Origin of the sequence: Streptococcus mitis (assembly GCF_026782865.1) — a bacterium.
GTDB classification, from domain to species: domain Bacteria; phylum Bacillota; class Bacilli; order Lactobacillales; family Streptococcaceae; genus Streptococcus; species Streptococcus mitis_CG.
On sequence record NZ_JAKUXK010000003.1, the window covers coordinates 230,652 to 251,716 of the forward strand.

The 21,065-nt window shown below is 42.2% G+C and carries 12 protein-coding genes; 10 read left to right on the forward strand and 2 right to left on the reverse strand.

Going from position 1 to position 21,065, the window contains the following annotated elements:
- Window positions 1-80 precede the first annotated feature (80 nt).
- Window positions 81-1,889: a glutamine--fructose-6-phosphate transaminase (isomerizing) gene (glmS, locus tag MK482_RS01855; RefSeq protein ID WP_261087221.1), complete on the forward strand. Its 1,809-nt coding sequence runs from the start codon at window positions 81-83 to the stop codon at window positions 1,887-1,889.
- 118 nt (window positions 1,890-2,007) lie between these two features.
- The gene (locus MK482_RS01860; protein ID WP_268717811.1) at window positions 2,008-3,057 is read left to right on the forward strand and encodes an LLM class flavin-dependent oxidoreductase; all 1,050 of its coding nucleotides are present in this window, start codon (window positions 2,008-2,010) and stop codon (window positions 3,055-3,057) included.
- A gap of 99 nt (window positions 3,058-3,156) precedes the next feature.
- On the opposite strand, the gene MK482_RS01865 is transcribed toward MK482_RS01860, so the two are convergent.
- Entirely contained in the window at window positions 3,157-6,942 is a 3,786-nt protein-coding gene (locus tag MK482_RS01865) for a pullulanase (RefSeq protein ID WP_268717812.1), read from the reverse strand.
- Window positions 6,943-7,047: 105 nt separating this feature from the next.
- On the reverse strand, window positions 7,048-8,532 hold the full coding sequence (locus MK482_RS01870; protein ID WP_268717851.1) for a M protein trans-acting positive regulator PRD domain-containing protein: 1,485 nt from the start codon (window positions 8,530-8,532) through the stop codon (window positions 7,048-7,050).
- 482 nt (window positions 8,533-9,014) lie between these two features.
- On the opposite strand from MK482_RS01870, the gene rpoB reads away from it, so the two are divergent.
- From rpoB to MK482_RS01910, 8 genes are all read left to right on the forward strand, one after another.
- Complete coding sequence (gene rpoB / locus MK482_RS01875; RefSeq protein WP_125392890.1) at window positions 9,015-12,626, forward strand: DNA-directed RNA polymerase subunit beta; 3,612 nt, start codon at window positions 9,015-9,017, stop codon at window positions 12,624-12,626.
- A 32-nt stretch (window positions 12,627-12,658) separates the two neighbouring features.
- Entirely contained in the window at window positions 12,659-16,336 is a 3,678-nt protein-coding gene (gene rpoC, locus MK482_RS01880; RefSeq protein ID WP_268717813.1) for a DNA-directed RNA polymerase subunit beta', read from the forward strand.
- 108 nt (window positions 16,337-16,444) lie between these two features.
- Window positions 16,445-16,864, forward strand: coding sequence for a nucleoside-diphosphate kinase (gene ndk, locus MK482_RS01885; RefSeq protein ID WP_268717814.1), 420 nt, complete (start codon window positions 16,445-16,447; stop codon window positions 16,862-16,864).
- A 132-nt stretch (window positions 16,865-16,996) separates the two neighbouring features.
- On the forward strand, window positions 16,997-17,620 hold the full coding sequence (locus MK482_RS01890; RefSeq protein WP_268717815.1) for a hypothetical protein: 624 nt from the start codon (window positions 16,997-16,999) through the stop codon (window positions 17,618-17,620).
- Window positions 17,621-17,714: 94 nt separating this feature from the next.
- A complete protein-coding gene (gene tsaE / locus MK482_RS01895; RefSeq protein WP_136936632.1) occupies window positions 17,715-18,158 on the forward strand; it encodes a tRNA (adenosine(37)-N6)-threonylcarbamoyltransferase complex ATPase subunit type 1 TsaE in 444 nt (147 codons plus the stop codon).
- A complete protein-coding gene (locus MK482_RS01900) occupies window positions 18,148-18,669 on the forward strand; it encodes a GNAT family N-acetyltransferase (RefSeq protein WP_124787584.1) in 522 nt (173 codons plus the stop codon). Before tsaE ends, MK482_RS01900 begins: the two co-directional genes overlap by 11 nt.
- Before the next feature lie 4 nt (window positions 18,670-18,673).
- Entirely contained in the window at window positions 18,674-19,714 is a 1,041-nt protein-coding gene (gene brpA / locus MK482_RS01905; protein WP_173876609.1) for a biofilm formation/cell division transcriptional regulator BrpA, read from the forward strand.
- Between the two features lie 66 nt (window positions 19,715-19,780).
- Complete coding sequence (locus MK482_RS01910; protein ID WP_268717816.1) at window positions 19,781-21,037, forward strand: competence/damage-inducible protein A; 1,257 nt, start codon at window positions 19,781-19,783, stop codon at window positions 21,035-21,037.
- Window positions 21,038-21,065 lie beyond the last annotated feature (28 nt).

Below are 21,065 nucleotides of genomic sequence, written 5' to 3' on the forward strand. Positions count from 1 at the left end.
TTTTTGCTGATTCTATAAAAGAGGAATTAGACTATACCAATTTTAAGGAGAAAGCACAGCTTGCCTGTGTCGTATATACTATGTGTGGAATTGTTGGTGTTGTTGGAAACACAAATGCAACTGATATTTTGATTCAAGGGCTTGAAAAGCTCGAATACCGTGGCTATGATTCTGCGGGGATTTTTGTCCTAGGTGGTGCTGAAAACCATCTAGTCAAGGCGGTTGGTCGTATTGCAGAATTGTCTGCAAAGACAGCTGGTGTTGAGGGAACAACTGGTATCGGACATACTCGTTGGGCAACTCACGGGAAACCAACTGAAGACAATGCTCACCCACACCGCTCTGAGACTGAACGTTTTGTCTTGGTGCACAACGGGGTGATTGAGAACTACCTTGAAATCAAGGAAGAATACCTTGCAGGTCACCATTTCAAAGGGCAAACAGATACGGAAATCGCCGTTCACTTGATTGGAAAATTTGCGGAAGAAGAAGGTCTCTCAGTTCTTGAAGCCTTCAAAAAAGCTCTTCATATTATCCGTGGTTCTTATGCCTTTGCCTTGGTTGACTCACAAGATCCTGAAGTCATCTATGTGGCTAAGAATAAATCACCACTCTTGATTGGTCTTGGTGAAGGTTATAACATGGTCTGCTCAGATGCTATGGCTATGATTCGTGAAACCAACCAATACATGGAAATTCATGACCAAGAGTTGGTAATCGTCAAGGCTGATAGTGTGGAAGTTCAAGACTATGATGGAAATCGTCGTGAGCGTGCTAGCTACACTGCTGAACTTGACTTGTCAGATATCGGTAAGGGAACTTACCCTTACTACATGCTCAAGGAAATAGATGAGCAACCAACAGTGATGCGTAAGTTGATCCAAGCCTACACAGATGAGGCTGGTCAAGTAGTGGTTGATCCTGCTATCATTAAGGCCGTTCAAGACGCAGACCGTATTTACATCCTTGCAGCTGGAACATCTTACCACGCAGGATTTGCTTCTAAGAAAATGCTGGAAGAATTGACAGATACACCAGTTGAACTTGGAATCTCATCTGAGTGGGGCTACGGTATGCCACTTCTCAGCAAGAAACCACTCTTCATCTTTATCAGTCAGTCTGGTGAAACAGCGGATAGCCGTCAGGTTTTGGTTAAGTCTAATGAAATGGGAATCCCAAGCTTGACAGTGACAAACGTCCCAGGTTCAACTCTTTCTCGTGAAGCTAATCATACTATGCTTCTTCATGCAGGTCCTGAAATTGCCGTGGCATCAACCAAGGCCTATACAGCGCAAATTGCAGCCCTTGCTTTTCTTGCAAAAGCAGTAGGAGAAGCAAATGGCAATGCTAAAGCGCAAGCCTTTGACTTGGTTCATGAGTTGTCAATCGTAGCTCAGTCTATCGAATCAACTCTTTCAGAGAAAGAAAACATTGAAGCCAAGGTTCGTGAGCTTCTTGAAACAACTCGCAACGCCTTTTACATCGGGCGTGGTCAAGATTACTACGTAGCTATGGAAGCAAGCCTTAAACTCAAAGAGATTTCTTATATCCAGTGTGAAGGTTTTGCGGCAGGAGAACTCAAGCACGGAACCATTGCCTTGATTGAAGAAGGAACACCTGTCTTGGCCCTATTGTCAGATCCAGTCCTTGCCAACCATACTCGTGGAAATATCCAAGAGGTCGCAGCCCGTGGTGCCAAGGTTCTCACTATTGCAGAAGAAAATGTTGCCAAAGATACAGACGATATCGTCCTTACGACTGTACATCCATACCTCTCACCAATTTCAATGGTTGTGCCAACGCAATTGGTCGCTTACTTTGCAACACTCCACCGTGGCCTTGATGTGGACAAACCACGTAACCTTGCTAAGTCAGTAACGGTAGAATAAGCTAAAAAAGTCTAGTTATCTAGGCTTTTTCTTGTGAGCAAATCGGTTGCTTGTACTCAAGATTCGTGTTAGAATAATTTTTCAAATTGAAGGACAGAAATAGACAGGGAGTATCAAAATGGTAGAATTGGGAATTTCAACATTTGGGGAAACAACGGAGCTTGAAGGGACTGGACAGACTTACAGTCATGCCGAACGCATTCGCCAGTTGGTGGAGGAGATTGAGCTGGCTGACAAGGTTGGTTTGGATGTGTATGGGATTGGTGAGCACCATCGAGAGGATTTTGCAGTATCAGCCCCAGAGATTGTTCTGGCCGCTGGGGCAGTCAATACCAAGAAAATCCGTTTGACCAGTGCAGTCAGCATTCTCTCTAGTATGGACCCTATTCGTTTGTTTCAACAATATGCGACCATCGATGCGTTGTCAAATGGACGTACGGAGATTATGGCTGGGAGGGGTTCCTTCACGGAATCTTTTCCCTTGTTTGGATATGATTTGAAAGACTACAAAGCCCTTTTTGATGAGAAATTAGACTTGCTTCAGTTAGTCAATGAAAAGACCAAGTTAGACTGGCAAGGTCGCTTGACCCAAACAATCTCTGGTAAAGAAGTCTATCCTCGTCCAGTTCAGGAAAAATTACCCTTGTGGATAGCGACAGGTGGTCATGTCGAATCAACAGTGAAGATTGCTCAGGCAGGCCTACCGATTGTCTATGCCATTATTGGTGGTAACCCTCGTTATTTTAAAAAGTTGATTCAGGCTTATCGTGAGATTGGGAGCGAAGCGGGTTATGCCAGTCAGGAACTAAAGGTTGGGGCCCATTCTTGGGGTTGGATTGCTGAAGATGGCAAGCAGGCTGTAAAAGATTATTTCCATCCGACCAAGCAAGTGGTGGATGCTATTTCCAAAGACCGTCCACACTGGCAGGAGTTGACCTATGAACAATATTTGGAGCAGGTAGGGCCAAATGGTGCTATGTTTGTGGGCAATCCAGATCAGGTGGCCGAAAAATTGATTCGCATGATTGAGGATTTAGGATTGGACCGCTTTATGTTGCACCTACCTCTTGGTTCTATGCCTCATGAACAAGTCCTGAGAGCTATTGAACTTTTCGGAACGCAAGTGGCTCCAAAAGTACGGGCTTATTTTGCCATGAAAGAGACTTAATAAAAAATCCTAATCAAGTTTATTATGACGGCAAATATTGTGCAAAAATCAATCCCCCGAGCGTTAAGGCTTGGGGGATAGTTCTATAGGAGGGCTAGTTTAGTTCTCTTTTTTGTTTTTTAGCAAGAACCCGAGACCTAGAAGAGCAAGGAGACTAATTCCTGCAAACAGGAGTTTGTGATCATTTTTGGTTCCTGTATTTGGTAGTTCAGCTTGTGAATCAGCTGTAGCTTGGCTAGGTTTATTTTCCGCATCAGCTACTTTTGCATCTGATTTTGCAGAATCAGGTTTAGTTTGTGGAGCTGGAGTTTGTTGTTCCGGTTTGACTACTCGGTTTGACATATTGTCTTGGCTGTTATTTTGACCGTGTTCTTGTTTTAAGCTAGAAAGGTCAAATTCTGGTTTTTCTTCCACAGCTGGGGCGACAATTGCACCGCCTTGAGAGACTCGAAGAACAGTAGCTGTAAGGGCATTTAATTTCAAGCCTTTTTCAGTCCACTCAAGTCCTTTCGGGTTGGCAATTCCGACTGGCCCTGCTTGGTTTTCATCTGCTAAAACTTCAGCATTTCTGAGATGTGCAAAGGCAGTTCCCAAATTAAATTCGCGAGCTTTTTCGTCAGCATTGACAAAAACTGCATAGATGTCTCCATTTGGAGCAGTGATTTGGTAGCCAATCACTACGTCCTCTTTTTCCACGCCATTTTGGCCTGGGACAGTGATGAGATGAACACGGTCTTTGATATCTTGGAGACTCTTAAGTCGGAAGGCATCTGTAGATTGACGAAGGGCAATCAAACCTTTCATATAGTCACGGCTCTTGACATTTTCAGGATATGCTTTTCCATCTGTAGCCTTGGTCCAGTCAAACTTGTTAATAGCATCGCTAGAATCGTAAGAGTCATGGATGAAGTAAGGATAGTCAAATGGATTGCCGTCCTTATCACGCAACAAGTGAGATTTGTTTGGAACCTTATCCTCTGCTACTGGAGTCTTGTAGGCTGGGTCACGGAATTGTTTAGTACGTCCATATTCCTGACCGGAGTGGATAAACGGAGTTCCTTGAGCTGTCAAGACCATGAGATTTCCAAGTCGCAAACGACGGTGGATTTCAGCATAGTTCTCAGCTTTGCTTGGATCTTTTTTGATAGATTGGGCGATGATGTCAAAGAGGGTCAAGTTATCATGGGCTGCGATGTATTGGATGACATCTCCAGGGCTGTCAGCTTCAAAGTTGGTTGGTTGAGCAATGATATTTTTGAAGATGGTGTTGATATCACGCTTGCCACCTGTGATAAAGGCAGGTTGACCTTCGTTTGGATAACCAGACTTGAGGTTGTTACGGATGTCATCTGAGAAGACAGCGACAGTATCGGTATGTTTCATCCAATCTTGGTCAGCAGCTTTAGTAGGCATATTTTCATCACCAGCATAGGTTCTCCAACCTTCACCAAGCATGATTAAGTGTGGATTGAGGGCGCGTGCGGCCTTGTACGCTTCTTCAATAGAAGCTGCATCATGGTCTCCCATCATATCGAAGCGGAAGCCATCCACTTTGTAGGTATCAACTAGATATTTGATAGAGTCAACTAGGAGTCGTTTGGTCATATGGTGGGTTGTTCCCAAGCGTCCACCACCAAAGCTAGTGCGAGGTGTCCCATCAGCATCCATAAAGTGATAGTAGTTTGGCTCTAGGTCTTCAAAGATATCGACTTTGGCTGTGTGGTTATAAACGACATCAAGGATGGCTCCCATGCCACGTTTGTGGATCTCGTTGATGAGATTTTTGAATTCTGCGATTCGTTTTTCTGGATTCTTAGGATTGCTTGAGTACATACCAGTCAATGAGAAGTAGTTTTGAGGGTCATATCCCCAGTTGTAGTTGCTGTTGCTTGAAGCATAGTCAGACAAGCGTTCATGGTTTTTCAATTCATTGACAAAGTAGTAAGACAAGACTGGAAGGAGCTGGATGTGGGTCACACCTAAGTCTTTGAGATAGTCTAGTTTTTCAATAAAGGCTTCAAAGGTACCAAATGGTTTTGTCAAGTCTTTTGCAATGGCAGGATCTGAAGTGAAGTCACGCACATGAGCTTCATAGATGACAGCATCTTCGCGCGATTTGAAGTTGCGAATCTTACCATAAGTCAAGTCTTGAGGTCCTAGTTTAGCTGGATCTACAAAGGCGGCTTTAGCCACTTTATGGGCATCGTCAATCTTAGCATCGTCACTATTCCAAGCAGCGAGGGATTTAGCGTAAGGATCGAGTGCAAGAACAGTTTTACCTTGGCGCTCGATTTGGTAGTGGTAGTAGTAGCCAGTGTAGTTGCTGATGCCGAGACCAGAGTTTTCATTCAGAGTTTGTTTCCAGGTTCCTTTTTCACCTTTTTCAAGAGCGACAGTTCCAACCACTTTTTCAGGGTTATTCTTGTCATAGACAACGACAGAAACCTTATCAGCACTTGGTGACCAAAGAGTTAAATCAACTTGTTTTCCTTCTTCTTTTAGGTCAGCTCCAAGTTTGCCATCATAACTGTAAGTCTCATCTTTCAGACGCCAGCTTGTTTTGGTAGTAAATTGGTCGGAATTGTAGCTCACGGTATAAGGATGTTGTGTGTCTGAGAAATCTCCGCTGTAGGTCACTTTCTTACCAGCTTCATCGATTGCAACATCGGTGATAGTTATCTTGTTTCCTAGGTGATTAGTGATGTTGGAGTGTTTGAGGCTATCTTCTTTTTTAGTACCGACTAGTGTTGAAAAGCTACTTTCAATGCTAGAAGTTCCTACGTGCTGAGCCCCTGTCATGCGGATATCATGGACATAGTATGGATTTGTGTAAATCGATTCATCATCGTCTTTTAGGAAAATTTGGCTATGATTTTTTAAATCTGTGAACTTATAATCTTCTTTACGGATTTTCACATCGTCTCCTTGTTTGTTTCTGTCTAGTAATAAAAATCCAAGGTCTTTAGCTGCATCTTTGAGTGGAATATCGATATAGCGACCGTATTTACCTGTAGCCGTAAAGTCTGTTCCGTTAGGCCATTCACCACTACTTGGCTCCTTCACATCTCCCCAGTACCAGAGAGATTTCTTGTCATAGTTGCCATCTGTGCGGTAGTAGTTGACACGAATAGTTCCTGTAGGTTGTGGCTCGTAAGAGAAAACCTTGTAATCTTGGTTTAACCAAGCCTCGTTCATTTTTGGAACTAGTTTTTCGGCCGATTTATCGCCGGTCAGATTTTTTCCAGCTGTATTATTGATGAGGAAGCTGATTTTCTTGGCTTGTTCTCCCTTTAATTTGACATCTAGGTAGTAGCCATAGTCATCTTTTTTGGCATCCTTGAAGGACAAGGCTCCGTTAGGCCAGTTTTCAGAAGGTTTTTCAACATCATCCCAAGTCCATAGTCCTTGAGCATCCTTGTTTTCTTCAGGAAGTTTTTTGACATGGATACGGAAGTAGTTGTCTTCTATTGGCTCTTCTGCCTTAGTTTCAGTCGTTACTGGACTCGTAGAAGTAGTTGGCTCATTGGAACGATCTTTCCCGGTTTGTGGTGCTGAATCGGCGGGAGTTGCAGTAGGAGTGGGTGCCTCTGTTGCAGGTTTTTCTTCTGTTTTTTCTGGGGAAGCGTTTGCATTTTTAGGCGAAGAAATATCACTTTCCTTCTTACCAGAGCTCGTTGTTGTATCAGTAAGAGGTTGGGCAAGGACAGTAGTAGTTTCATTACTAGTTCCCTTATTGCTTGTAGTATTTTCGTTGGCTGAAATAGTTGGTATAGCCATGGCAAGCAGAACAAGGCTTGCGCCGATAAGTACAGAACCAGTTCCATTCTTGAGGGAACGGATGCTGTAAACCATTTTTTTCTCAGTGTGAGATGGTGTTTTTCTCATAATCATTCTCCAATCAATAAATTTCTATATCAGTATAGCACTTAGTAAAAAAACATGCAAGCGTTTTCCTAAAGTTAAACTAAAAGAAAATCGTAACAAATTTTGTTACGATTTAGCCAGTCTTTCTTTATGAATTTGAGAAGCCAGAAGGTGGAGGTGATGAAATAATTCTGAAGTAGAGAAGTTACGACTGTAGATAAGTGGTTTCGGAGAGTTTGTGACAGGAAAGGTAGTGATAACAATATCGTGAGGAATTTGATTGAGAATGGAGAAAGAAATTGTAGAATCTTCCCAAGAATCAAATAGATAGAGATTGTTGCTGTAGTGAGTTAGGGTATCGATTAGGTTTTGTGCGTGATGGCTATCCAGATGACTAATAACCAAAACACGTATTTTGGGAAGTTTTTGAAGCAGTTGGACTAAAATCCGATGCCCTTGGATCGTGAAGGTGTAGATCATCTCTTGTAGCTTACTTGACTTACTGTTTAGCTCCATCTCAGTCAGGTAAGATTGGAATTTGTGCTGACTTATTTCAAATAGTTTTGGAAATTCTACTTGATAACTGCTTAAAATTTGGGATTTCTGTCTGTCGAGATACTGGTTACTGAGTAAATGAAAGAAATCAGATTGGGCAGTGTAGTGGAGGAGCCAAATCAATTCCTCGCGATTTTCAATCTGTAGGTGAAATTCTTTAGCTAGTTCTTCTAGGATTTGCCTCAATAAACGGTAGGATTTTTGGATATGATGAATATTACCCAGTGCTCCATTGCTAGGATTGTTTGTGATTTGAGGAGACTTTACTGGATTTGAAAATATCTGTTCTAGCGTCTCCTTTTTCGGTTCAAAATGAAGTTTTTTAGCTATCTTCTTAATATTTTCTTCAAACTGCGGAATCTGCATAAGGGAGCTGTAGTGACTGGTTAAAAGAGGAGTAGGATTTTCAATGAAATGATTCTTGTTAAAACGCTCTAGATTGATAGCCAGGGTATATTTGATTTGCCGTAAGCTACTGAGGTTGGGTGAAACTTGTTGGGCGTCCAAAAATAGCTGAATCAAGTGAGTGAGTGATTCTTCAGAAATAGAAGGGAAGGGCCAATCAAGAAAGTCGTAACTTTGGCTAAAGTAGTCTAGATAAAAGGCACGAATGTCCTCTTCTGTTCCCTCCATGACTAAAGGGGAAAGTTGGATGCTGATGCCATAATGTTGTGGCAGTTTAGTATTTAGATGCTGGATGATTTCCTGAACTCGTTCGCAGCTCATCACAAGTTCTTGACACATTTGCTCGAGTGATTGTCCCTCATTGAAAAACAACTGGTTCAAAAAGGAGTAGGTTTCAGATTGTTTAAAAATCGCAATCCTGGGATCCAAGGTGTTTTGGAAGTCAAACTGCAACTGAATGCCTTTTTTTCTTGATTGAAGCAGGAGGTTTGGAAATAATTGCTCAAGCTCAAAAATGTGCTCTTGCAATTCTTCTATTGAAAAATTCAGCTTCTCAGCCAAGTCTGGAATTTCTATCCAATCGTGGTGTTTGGTTAATTCTTCCAGTAAGAATAGCAAGTCTTGTTCAGTTTTAGACAGCAAGATATTCATCATAACCCCCCTATATATTTATACATATATATTAAAAGAAAGGCCTGGTAAAGTCAAGAAAAACAACCTAGGATAAAATAGGAAAATCGTAATTTACTATATTTTTATTGAACGATTGAACCGAAAATGAAGTTTGCAAAGTGATTGTTGAATTTAATTTTTTATAGGAAAAGATTTTGTCAAAAATTCATCAATCCCCTTGAAAAATCTAGCTAAATAGGGTATAATATGAATAATCATTTGTCGTAGGTTTTGTCTGAAATATTGTCCAGACAAGGCTCACAGCAGTTAAATCTTCTGAAAAAGTCAGATTTAGCTGCTCTTTTTGTGCTTTTTTTCAGGATTTTGTATGTTTGTAACAAAGATTTAAAGATTCTGAAAATTCATCAAAGGGACACGGTGATAGGGGTTTTAAAAACCATATGACGATTAGAAAAGCCTGATCGACAGGGCTTGGAACTTATTTACAAAGGAGAATCATCTTGGCAGGACATGACGTTCAATACGGGAAACATCGTACCCGTCGTAGTTTTTCAAGAATCAAAGAAGTTCTTGACTTACCAAATTTGATTGAAATTCAAACTGACTCATTCAAAGATTTCCTAGACCATGGTCTTAAGGAAGTGTTTGAAGATGTATTGCCAATTTCAAACTTCACAGACACAATGGAGTTGGAATTTGTTGGATATGAAATCAAGGAACCAAAATACACGCTAGAAGAAGCTCGTATCCACGATGCTAGCTACTCAGCACCAATTTTTGTAACCTTCCGCTTGATCAATAAAGAAACAGGCGAAATCAAGACTCAAGAAGTATTCTTTGGTGATTTCCCAATCATGACAGAAATGGGTACTTTCATCATCAATGGTGGTGAACGTATCATTGTATCTCAGTTGGTCCGCTCACCAGGTGTTTACTTCAACGATAAAGTTGATAAAAACGGTAAAGTGGGCTACGGTTCAACTGTTATCCCTAACCGTGGAGCTTGGTTGGAACTTGAAAGCGACTCAAAAGATATCGCCTACACTCGTATCGACCGTACTCGTAAGATTCCATTTACGACCTTGGTTCGTGCTCTTGGTTTCTCAGGTGATGATGAAATCTTTGATATCTTTGGTGATAGCGAATTGGTTCGCAACACTGTTGAAAAAGATATCCATAAGAACCCAATGGACTCTCGTACAGACGAAGCTTTGAAAGAAATTTACGAACGCCTTCGTCCAGGTGAGCCTAAGACTGCTGAAAGCTCACGTAGCTTGCTTGTGGCTCGTTTCTTTGACCCACGTCGTTATGACTTGGCAGCTGTCGGTCGTTACAAAATCAATAAAAAACTCAATGTTAAAACACGTTTGCTCAACCAAACTATTGCTGAGCCATTGGTAGACCCTGAAACAGGAGAAATCTTGGTAGAAGCTGGAACAATCATGACTCGTAGCGTGATTGAAAGTATTGAAAGCCATTTGGATGGCGACTTGAACAAGATTGTTTACATTCCAAATGATGCAGCGGTTGTGACTGAGCCAGTTGTTCTTCAAAAATTCAAGGTTGTTGCACCAACTGATCCAGACCGTGTTGTAACCATCATCGGTAATGCCAATCCAGATGACAAGGTTCGTATCGTAACTCCTGCAGATATCCTTGCTGAGATGAGCTACTTCCTCAACTTGGCTGAAGGGCTTGGCCGTGTAGATGATATTGACCACCTTGGAAACCGTCGTATCCGTGCGGTTGGTGAATTGCTTGCCAACCAAGTACGTCTTGGACTTTCTCGTATGGAACGTAATGTCCGTGAACGTATGTCTGTTCAGGACAACGAAGTCTTGACACCACAACAAATTATCAATATCCGTCCTGTAACAGCTGCGGTTAAAGAATTCTTTGGTTCATCACAGTTGTCACAGTTCATGGACCAACACAACCCGCTTTCTGAGTTGTCTCACAAACGTCGTTTATCAGCCTTAGGACCTGGTGGTTTGACACGTGACCGCGCTGGATATGAAGTACGTGACGTGCACTACACTCACTACGGCCGTATGTGTCCAATCGAGACCCCTGAAGGACCTAACATCGGTTTGATCAATAACTTGTCATCTTACGGACATTTGAACAAGTATGGTTTTGTTCAAACACCATACCGTAAGGTTGACCGTGAAACAGGTGTTGTCACGAACGAAATCGTTTGGTTGACAGCCGATGAAGAAGATGAATTTACTGTAGCACAGGCTAATTCTCGTCTGAATGAAGATGGAACATTTGCTGAAAAAGTTGTCATGGGTCGTCACCAAGGGGTCAACCAAGAGTATCCAGCTAATGTTGTTGACTACATGGACGTATCACCAAAACAGGTAGTTGCTGTTGCGACAGCATGTATTCCTTTCTTGGAAAACGATGACTCCAACCGTGCCCTCATGGGGGCTAACATGCAACGTCAGGCTGTACCATTGATTAATCCTAAAGCACCTTACGTTGGTACTGGTATGGAATATCAAGCAGCCCACGATTCAGGAGCTGCTGTGATTGCTCAGTATGATGGTAAAGTTACTTACGCAGATGCTGACAAGGTAGAAGTTCGTCGTGAAGATGGTTCATTGGATGTTTACCACATCCAAAAATTCCGTCGTTCAAACTCAGGTACTGCCTACAACCAACGCACTCTCGTAAAAGTTGGCGATGTCGTTGAAAAAGGCGATTTCATCGCTGACGGACCTTCTATGGAAAATGGAGAAATGGCGCTTGGACAAAACCCAATCGTTGCCTACATGACTTGGGAAGGTTACAACTTCGAGGATGCCGTTATCATGAGCGAACGCTTGGTTAAAGACGATGTCTACACATCTGTCCACCTTGAAGAATACGAATCAGAAACACGCGATACAAAGCTTGGACCTGAAGAAATTACTCGTGAAATTCCAAACGTTGGGGAAGACGCTCTTAAAGACCTTGACGAAATGGGTATTATCCGTATCGGTGCTGAGGTTAAAGAAGGTGATATCCTTGTAGGTAAAGTAACACCTAAGGGTGAGAAAGACCTTTCAGCTGAAGAACGTCTCTTGCACGCTATCTTTGGAGACAAGTCTCGTGAAGTGCGTGACACTTCTCTTCGTGTACCACACGGTGCCGATGGTGTCGTTCGTGATGTTAAGATCTTTACACGTGCAAATGGAGATGAATTGCAATCAGGTGTTAATATGCTGGTTCGCGTCTACATCGCTCAAAAACGTAAGATCAAGGTCGGAGATAAGATGGCCGGACGTCACGGAAACAAAGGGGTTGTCTCTCGTATCGTTCCTGTAGAAGACATGCCTTACCTTCCAGATGGAACTCCAGTCGATATCATGTTGAACCCACTTGGGGTGCCATCACGTATGAATATCGGTCAGGTTATGGAGCTTCACCTTGGTATGGCGGCTCGTACTCTTGGTATTCATATCGCAACACCAGTCTTTGACGGAGCAAGTTCTGAAGACCTTTGGTCAACTGTTAAAGAAGCAGGTATGGATAGTGATGCCAAAACGATTCTTTACGATGGACGTACTGGGGAACCGTTTGATAACCGTGTTTCTGTCGGAGTCATGTACATGATCAAACTCCACCACATGGTTGACGATAAATTGCACGCGCGTTCAGTCGGACCTTACTCAACCGTTACCCAACAACCACTCGGAGGTAAAGCTCAGTTTGGTGGACAACGTTTTGGTGAGATGGAGGTTTGGGCTCTTGAAGCCTATGGTGCATCAAATGTCCTTCAAGAAATCTTGACTTACAAGTCTGACGATATCAATGGACGTCTGAAAGCTTATGAAGCCATTACAAAAGGAAAACCAATTCCAAAACCAGGTGTTCCAGAATCCTTCCGAGTTCTTGTCAAAGAATTGCAATCTCTTGGTCTTGACATGCGTGTCCTAGACGAAGATGACCAAGAAGTGGAACTTCGTGACTTGGATGAAGGAATGGACGAAGATGTCATCCACGTAGATGACCTTGAAAAAGCCCGCGAAAAAGCAGCACAAGAGGCTAAAGCAGCCTTTGAAGCTGAAGAAGCTGAGAAAGAAGCAAAAGCGGAAGCAACAGAAGAAGCTGCTGAACAAGAATAAGCAGTTCACTTAGAATAGAAAGGGAAGAAATAGTGGTTGATGTAAATCGTTTTAAAAGTATGCAAATCACCCTAGCTTCTCCAAGCAAAGTCCGTTCATGGTCTTATGGAGAAGTCAAAAAACCTGAAACAATCAATTACCGTACCTTGAAACCAGAACGTGAAGGACTCTTTGATGAAGTTATCTTTGGTCCTACAAAAGACTGGGAATGTGCTTGTGGTAAGTATAAACGCATTCGTTACAGAGGAATTGTTTGTGACCGTTGTGGGGTTGAAGTAACGCGTACAAAAGTTCGTCGTGAGCGTATGGGACATATCGAATTGAAAGCTCCTGTATCTCACATCTGGTACTTCAAGGGGATTCCAAGCCGTATGGGCTTGACCCTTGATATGAGCCCTCGTGCCCTCGAGGAAGTGATCTACTTTGCGGCTTATGTGGTGATTGATCCAAAGGATACACCACTTGAGCACAAGTCTATCATGACAGAGCGCGAATACCGTGAGCGCTTGCGTGAGTATGGTTATGGATCATTCGTTGCCAAAATGGGTGCCGAAGCCATCCAAGACCTATTGAAACAAGTAGATCTTGAAAAAGAAATTGCTGAACTCAAAGAAGAGTTGAAAACAGCGACTGGACAAAAACGTGTCAAAGCCATCCGTCGTTTGGATGTTTTGGATGCCTTTTACAAGTCTGGAAACAAGCCTGAATGGATGATTCTCAACATCCTTCCGGTTATTCCACCAGATCTTCGTCCAATGTTGCAGTTGGATGGTGGTCGTTTTGCCTCATCTGACTTGAACGACCTTTACCGCCGTGTTATCAACCGTAACAACCGTTTGGCTCGTTTGCTTGAGTTGAATGCACCAGGTATCATCGTTCAAAATGAGAAGCGTATGCTTCAAGAAGCGGTTGACGCTTTGATTGACAATGGTCGTCGTGGTCGTCCAATCACAGGACCAGGTAGCCGTCCACTGAAATCATTGAGCCACATGCTTAAAGGTAAACAAGGACGCTTCCGTCAAAACTTGCTTGGTAAACGTGTTGACTTCTCAGGACGTTCAGTTATCGCCGTTGGTCCAACTCTTAAGATGTACCAATGTGGTGTGCCACGTGAAATGGCAATCGAGCTCTTTAAACCATTCGTTATGCGTGAAATCGTTGCGCGTGATATCGTGCAAAACGTCAAAGCTGCTAAACGCTTGGTGGAACGCGGAGATGAGCGTATCTGGGATATTCTTGAAGAAGTGATTAAAGAACACCCAGTGCTTTTGAACCGCGCACCGACCCTTCACCGTTTGGGTATCCAAGCCTTCGAGCCAGTCTTGATTGATGGTAAGGCCCTTCGCTTGCACCCGCTTGTCTGTGAAGCCTACAATGCCGACTTTGACGGGGACCAAATGGCCATCCACGTACCGCTTTCAGAAGAAGCCCAAGCAGAAGCTCGTATCTTGATGCTAGCTGCTGAGCACATCTTGAACCCGAAAGATGGTAAACCAGTTGTTACTCCGTCTCAGGACATGGTTTTGGGTAACTACTACTTGACCATGGAAGAAGCTGGTCGTGAAGGTGAAGGAATGGTCTTCAAAGACCGTGACGAAGCGGTTATGGCTTACCGTAATGGTTATGTTCACCTCCACTCACGTGTTGGTATCGCAACAGACAGTCTTAACAAACCATGGACAGAAGAGCAAAAACATAAGGTCTTGCTCACAACAGTTGGTAAAATCCTCTTCAACGACATCATGCCAGAGGGGCTACCATACTTGCAAGAACCAAACAATGCCAACTTGACAGAAGGCGTTCCAGCCAAATACTTCTTGCCACTTGGTGGAGATATCAAGGATGCTATCAGCAAACTTGAACTTAACCCTCCATTCAAGAAGAAAAACCTTGGAAATATCATCGCTGAAATCTTCAAACGTTTCCGTACGACAGAAACTTCTGCCCTACTTGACCGCATGAAGAACCTCGGTTACCACCACTCAACTCTTGCAGGATTGACAGTGGGTATCGCCGATATCCCAGTCGTTGATGACAAGGCTGAAATCATTGAAGAATCACACAAACGTGTAGAACAAATCACAAAACAATTCCGTCGTGGTATGATCACAGACGACGAGCGTTACAATTCCGTTACAGCTGAATGGCGTGCTGCCCGTGAAAAACTTGAGAAACGCTTGATTGCCAACCAAGATCCGAAGAACCCAATCGTTATGATGATGGACTCTGGAGCCCGTGGTAACATCTCAAACTTCTCACAGCTTGCCGGTATGCGTGGTCTGATGGCTGCTCCGAATGGACGTATCATGGAATTGCCAATCCTTTCAAACTTCCGCGAAGGTTTGTCAGTACTCGAAATGTTCTTCTCAACTCACGGTGCGCGTAAAGGTATGACCGATACGGCCCTTAAGACAGCCGACTCAGGTTACTTGACTCGTCGTTTGGTTGACGTTGCCCAAGACGTTATCATCCGTGAGGACGACTGTGGAACTGACCGTGGTCTCTTGATCCGCTCTATCGCAGAAGGAAAAGAGATGATCGAGTCTCTCGAAGAGCGTCTCAACGGTCGTTACACTAAGAAAACCGTTAAACATCCAGAAACTGGTGCAGTGATCATCGGTCCAAATGAGTTGATTACAGAAGACAAGGCGCGTGAAATTGTCAACGCTGGTGTGGAAGAAGTGACTATCCGCTCTGTATTTACATGTAACACTCGTCACGGTGTCTGCCGTCACTGTTACGGTATCAACTTAGCGACTGGTGATGCGGTTGAAGTTGGTGAAGCAGTTGGTACAATCGCTGCCCAATCTATCGGAGAACCTGGTACACAGCTTACAATGCGTACCTTCCACACGGGTGGGGTTGCCTCAAATACCGATATCACTCAGGGTCTTCCTCGTGTCCAAGAAATCTTTGAAGCCCGCAATCCTAAAGGGGAAGCGGTTATCACAGAGGTTAAAGGACAAGTTACAGCTATCGAAGAAGATGCATCAACTCGTACCAAGAAAGTCTTTGTTAAGGGTGAAACTGGAGAAGGGGAATATGTCGTTCCATTTACCGCTCGTATGCGTGTTGAAGTTGGAGACCAAGTAGCGCGTGGTGCTGCTCTTACAGAAGGTTCTATCCAACCAAAACGTCTCCTTGCAGTTCGTGATGTCTTGTCAGTTGAAACTTATCTTCTCGGTGAAGTACAAAAAGTTTACCGTAGCCAAGGGGTAGAAATCGGTGACAAACACATCGAGGTAATGGTTCGTCAAATGATCCGTAAAGTCCGTGTCATGGATCCAGGAGATACAGACCTTCTCATGGGTACCCTTATGGATATCAATGATTTTACAGATGCTAACAAAGATGTCCTTATCGCAGGTGGAGTTCCAGCGACAGGTCGCCCAGTCCTTATGGGAATTACCAAAGCCTCACTTGAAACCAACAGTTTCTTGTCAGCGGCTTCCTTCCAGGAAACAACTCGTGTCCTTACTGACGCGGCTATCCGTGGTAAGAAAGACCATCTCCTTGGACTTAAAGAAAATGTTATCATCGGTAAGATCATCCCAGCTGGTACTGGTATGGCCCGTTACCGTAACCTTGAACCACAAGCTGTCAACGAAGAAGAATACCTTAATCCTCCAGTAGAGGAAGAAGGGAATGAAGAAACAACAGAAGTAGTTGTGGATACTGCCGTTGAAACTGTGGAAGAAACAGTAGAATAAAAGAGAATGAGAGAGCCTTCGGGTTCTCTTTCTCTTTTCTGAAAACTTTCTCCATTTTTCCATGAAATGTGGTAAAATAAAAGAAAGAAGCTGACAAAGGAGACGGGTATGGAACAAACATTTTTTATCATCAAACCAGACGGTGTGAAAAGAGGGCTAGTGGGTGAAGTGTTGAAACGCATCGAACAACGTGGATTTATAATTGAAAAATTGGAGTTGCGTACAAAGGTTTCAGAAGAGTTAATTGATCAGCACTATCAGGACTTGGTTGGCCAAAGTTTTTACCCACCGATTCGTGAATTTATGACTTCAGGACCGGTTCTTGTAGGTATCATTTCTGGTCCCAAAGTAATCGAAACTTGGCGGACTATGATGGGTGCGACTCGTCCAGAAGAAGCTTTACCAGGAACTATTCGAGGTGATTTTGCAAAAGCTGCTAGTGAAAATCAAGCTATCCAAAATGTTGTACATGGTTCAGATTCAGAAGAGTCAGCCAAGCGAGAAATTGTTCTTTGGTTTGAGAATTAAATAAGTGCAAGAACAGTTCTATTGTAATGGAACTGTTTTTTGTACCGTTCAGCGTCGGAATGTGACATTTTAGGGGCTATTAGTATTTCCTAATCCTATCAGAGTATAATTTCATGTAGGGAGGAAAAGGAAATGATGAAATCAATTCGTGTTTTATTATTATTAGCTGTCGTTCAAATTTTATTTGGAAGTTGTTTATTGTGGAAGGAAACATTTTTATCTTTAAGACAAGTTAATGTATATTTTTTAATTCTCATAGTCGGAGTTTCTGGCTTTTGTGCTGGAATTAATTACTTTCATACCTCGGGTCAGAAACGTCATAGCATTTTGCATTCTCAGAAGAAAGTCTGGATGGTTTATACGATTCTTTTGGTGGTCAATTTGTTAGCAGCTTGTCTGGTTTTGTCAGAAAGTATCCAAATTCACAACAAACTACAGCAGGATTTGGTTGATCTTTTTCTACCGTCATTCTTTTTTTTACTAGGTATTGATCTGTGGATTTTTCTGCCTTTTGATAAATACCATCGTGATTTAGAAAATTTACTGAACAGGAAGAAAACAGGATTGATATCCATCCTGGCAACTGTTATTTTTTTGAGAAATCCCTTGACGATTTTTTCAATTCTTGTCTATATAGTTTTGGGATTTCTATGTGCACGATTTATTTTCCCAAAATCTATTCAGAGAGAAATTTCATTTTATGGCCATATTATTCGAGATATTTTATTTGTGATTAGTATGTTTGTTTTCTTTTAAGTTAATCAGCTAAAGTGCTAGTGATTTCCAAATTTATAATAGTAAATTTTAAAGAAAATTCACACAAAAAGAAACTTTCTGGTATAATAGTAGCATGTACACAAAAAATGAAGAAGAGCTTTTAGCTCTTGGAGAAAGATTAGGAAACCTGCTTAAAAAAAATGATGTCTTAATTTTGACTGGAGAGTTGGGGGCAGGAAAAACAACTTTTACAAAAGGTTTAGCAAAGGGATTGGATATCCATCAGATGATTAAGAGTCCAACCTACACCATTGTGAGAGAGTATGAAGGTCGTCTTCCGCTTTATCATTTAGATGTTTATCGTATTGAGGGCGACGCTGATTCTATTGACTTGGATGAGTTTCTCTTTGGTGGTGGGGTGACCGTCATCGAGTGGGGGCATCTTTTAGGTGAGGATTTACCGGATTCATATTTAGAATTGGAAATTCTAAAAGAGGATGAGGGTCGTCAATTGCGCTTTAATGCTCAAGGTCATAGACCGGAACAACTTCTTAAGGAGCTTTCAGATGGAGTATGAGTTGTGTATTCGTGAGGCTGAAGTTCAAGATGCAACTGATTTGATTGCTTTTTTAAATCTTGTAAGCAAGGAAACAGATTTTACTAGTTTAGATGAAGAGGGAATCATGATGAGCGAATCAGAGATGATACTTTTTATCGAAAAACAAGCTAGTTCAGAAAATCAAATTACTCTCTTAGCTTTATTAAATGATACAATTGCAGGAGTCCTGAATATTACTGCAGATCCTCGTTTAAGGGTTCGGCATATCGGAGATATTTTTTTAGTTGTTCAAAAGAAATTTTGGAATCAAGGCTTGGCCGGTATTCTTTTAGAGGAAGGTATCGAGTGGGCTAAATCAAGTGGTATTTTACGTCGTTTGCAACTAAGTGTACAAAAAAGAAATGAGGCTGCTATTCACCTATACTCTAAAATGGGATTTACCATGGAGGGATTGCAGGAAAGAGGAGCCTATCTAGAAGAAGGGACATTTTTGGATGTTTGTCTCATGGGCAAACTGATAGATGAATAATGATATGGTTAAAAAATTAATCGGAACAGTGCTTGCTTTTCTAGTAGTAACAGTGTTAGGTGTTGGAGTTTATGCCTATACAATTTATCAACAGGGAACAGCAACGTTGAGTCAAAAAACTTATAAAAAAATTGGTGAAGAAACAAATGTAATTGAGGCGACGGAGCCTCTGACTATTCTTTTGATGGGGGTGGACACTGGAAATATCGAACGTACAGATCGTTGGGAAGGAAATAGTGATTCTATGATTCTCATGACAGTCAATCCTAAAACAAAGAAAACAACCATGATGAGTTTGGAACGGGATATTTTAACAAAAATTCAGCAAAAAGATGGTAGTGTTGAGGAGGCTAAACTAAATGCCGCCTATGCTGGTGGTGGTGCGGAATTGGCAATCTCAACTATCCAGAAAATGATGAATATTCATATTGATCGTTACGTTATGGTGAATATGCAGGGGCTGCAACAATTGGTTGATGCAGTTGGCGGGGTGACTGTAAATAATACACTCGGTTTTCCAATTTCGATTACTGACCAGGAAGAATTTAATAAAATTTCCATTGGTGTTGGACAGCAGACTTTAAATGGTGAGGAAGCGCTTGTTTATTCTCGTATGCGTTATCAAGACCCTGAAGGAGACTATGGTCGTCAAAAACGTCAGCGTGAAGTGATTCAAAAAATTGTTGAGAAGGTCTTGAGTCTGAACAGTGTGAGTCATTATCAAGGGATTTTAAAAGCTTTGACTGACAATATGCAAACAAACGTTGATTTGTCAGCGAAAAGTATTCCACAATTACTTGGTTATCAAGAATCTTTCAAGAATATTGAAACACATCAATTGCGTGGAGAAGATGCAGAACTGCAGGGGATTTCTTACCAGATTGTTACAACTGAGCATATGTTAGAAATGCAAAATCTCTTACGCCGTTCACTAGGTAAAGAGGAAGTAACTGAAGTAGAAACCAATGCTGTTTTATACGAAGTGGCCCTTGGAAGAACAGCTACATCAACGAATGCTTCAAGTGTAGAAATAGAACAAAACTAATAATGAAATCGTGGGAAATTTCCTGCGATTTTTTCAAAAAATACGAATAGATAGGTAGGAGGAAACATGAAAGCAGAAATCATTGCTGTTGGAACAGAGATTTTGACAGGACAGATTGTCAATACCAATGCTCAGTTTTTATCGGAAAAACTAGCAGAGATTGGGGTAGATGTATATTTTCAGACGGCTGTAGGAGACAATGAAGCTCGTCTCTTGTCTTTGCTTGAGATTGCTAGTCAACGTAGCAGTCTGGTGATTTTGACAGGTGGTTTGGGGCCGACTGAGGATGATTTGACCAAACAAACTCTGGCTAAATTTTTAGGGAAAGAATTAGTCTTCGATCTTCAGGCTCAGGAGAAGTTGGATATCTTTTTTGCCCAGAGACCAGACTATGCCCGAACACCGAATAACGAAAGACAAGCTCAAATTGTAGAAGGAGCGACTCCGCTGCCAAACGAAACAGGACTGGCTGTGGGAGGAATGTTAGAAGTTGAAGGAGTGACCTACGTTGTCCTTCCAGGTCCACCAAGTGAATTGAAACCCATGGTCTTAAACCACCTTCTACCCAAGTTAATGACAGGGAGCAAGTTGTATTCTCGAGTTCTTCGTTTCTTTGGAATTGGCGAAAGCCAGCTGGTTACGATTTTGGCTGATTTGATTGATAATCAAACAGATCCGACCTTGGCCCCTTATGCCAAGACAGGGGAGGTAACTCTACGTCTGTCAACAAAGGCTAGCGGTCAAGAAGAGGCGAATCAAGTGCTGGATATCTTGGAAAATCAAATCTTAGGTCGCCAGACCTTTGAAGGCCTTTCTTTACGAGATCTTTGTTATGGTTATGGGGAAGAAACTAGTTTAGCTAGCATTGTGGTAGAAGAACTGAAAAGTCAAGGGAAAACTATCACGGCTGCAGAGAGTCTGACGGCTGGTCTTTTCCAAGCTAGGGTAGCGGATTTTTCGGGTGCTTCAAGTATATTTAAGGGTGGTTTTGTAACCTATAGCTTGGAAGAAAAATCAAAGATGTTGGATATTCCTGTCAAGGATTTGGAAGAATATGGTGTTGTGTCTGAATTTACAGCTCAAAAGATGGCTGAGCAGACACGAATCAAGACCCAGTCTGATTTTGGCCTTAGTTTGACTGGAGTGGCGGGACCAGATAGCCTGGAAGGACATCCAGCTGGGACAGTCTTCATAGGCTTGGCTCAAGAGCATGGAACTGAAGTCATAAAGGTTAATATTGGAGGCAGAAGTCGAGCAGATGTACGTCATATTGCGGTTATGCATGCCTTTAACCTAGTTCGCAAGGCTTTATTAAGTGACTAACTTTTGATATAATAGTAGATAGGTCTAA

Bases quoted from the DNA above. Each gene is read 5' to 3' on its own strand.
- glmS (WP_261087221.1), top strand. From the start codon at position 81: ATGTGTGGAATTGTTGGTGTTGTTGGAAACACAAATGCAACTGATATT.
- MK482_RS01860 (WP_268717811.1), top strand. From the start codon at position 2,008: ATGGTAGAATTGGGAATTTCAACATTTGGGGAAACAACGGAGCTTGAA.
- MK482_RS01865 (WP_268717812.1), bottom strand. From the start codon at position 6,942: ATGAGAAAAACACCATCTCACACTGAGAAAAAAATGGTTTACAGCATC.
- MK482_RS01870 (WP_268717851.1), bottom strand. From the start codon at position 8,532: ATGAATATCTTGCTGTCTAAAACTGAACAAGACTTGCTATTCTTACTG.
- ndk (WP_268717814.1), top strand. From the start codon at position 16,445: ATGGAACAAACATTTTTTATCATCAAACCAGACGGTGTGAAAAGAGGG.
- MK482_RS01890 (WP_268717815.1), top strand. From the start codon at position 16,997: ATGATGAAATCAATTCGTGTTTTATTATTATTAGCTGTCGTTCAAATT.
- tsaE (WP_136936632.1), top strand. From the start codon at position 17,715: ATGTACACAAAAAATGAAGAAGAGCTTTTAGCTCTTGGAGAAAGATTA.
- MK482_RS01900 (WP_124787584.1), top strand. From the start codon at position 18,148: ATGGAGTATGAGTTGTGTATTCGTGAGGCTGAAGTTCAAGATGCAACT.
- brpA (WP_173876609.1), top strand. From the start codon at position 18,674: ATGGTTAAAAAATTAATCGGAACAGTGCTTGCTTTTCTAGTAGTAACA.
- MK482_RS01910 (WP_268717816.1), top strand. From the start codon at position 19,781: ATGAAAGCAGAAATCATTGCTGTTGGAACAGAGATTTTGACAGGACAG.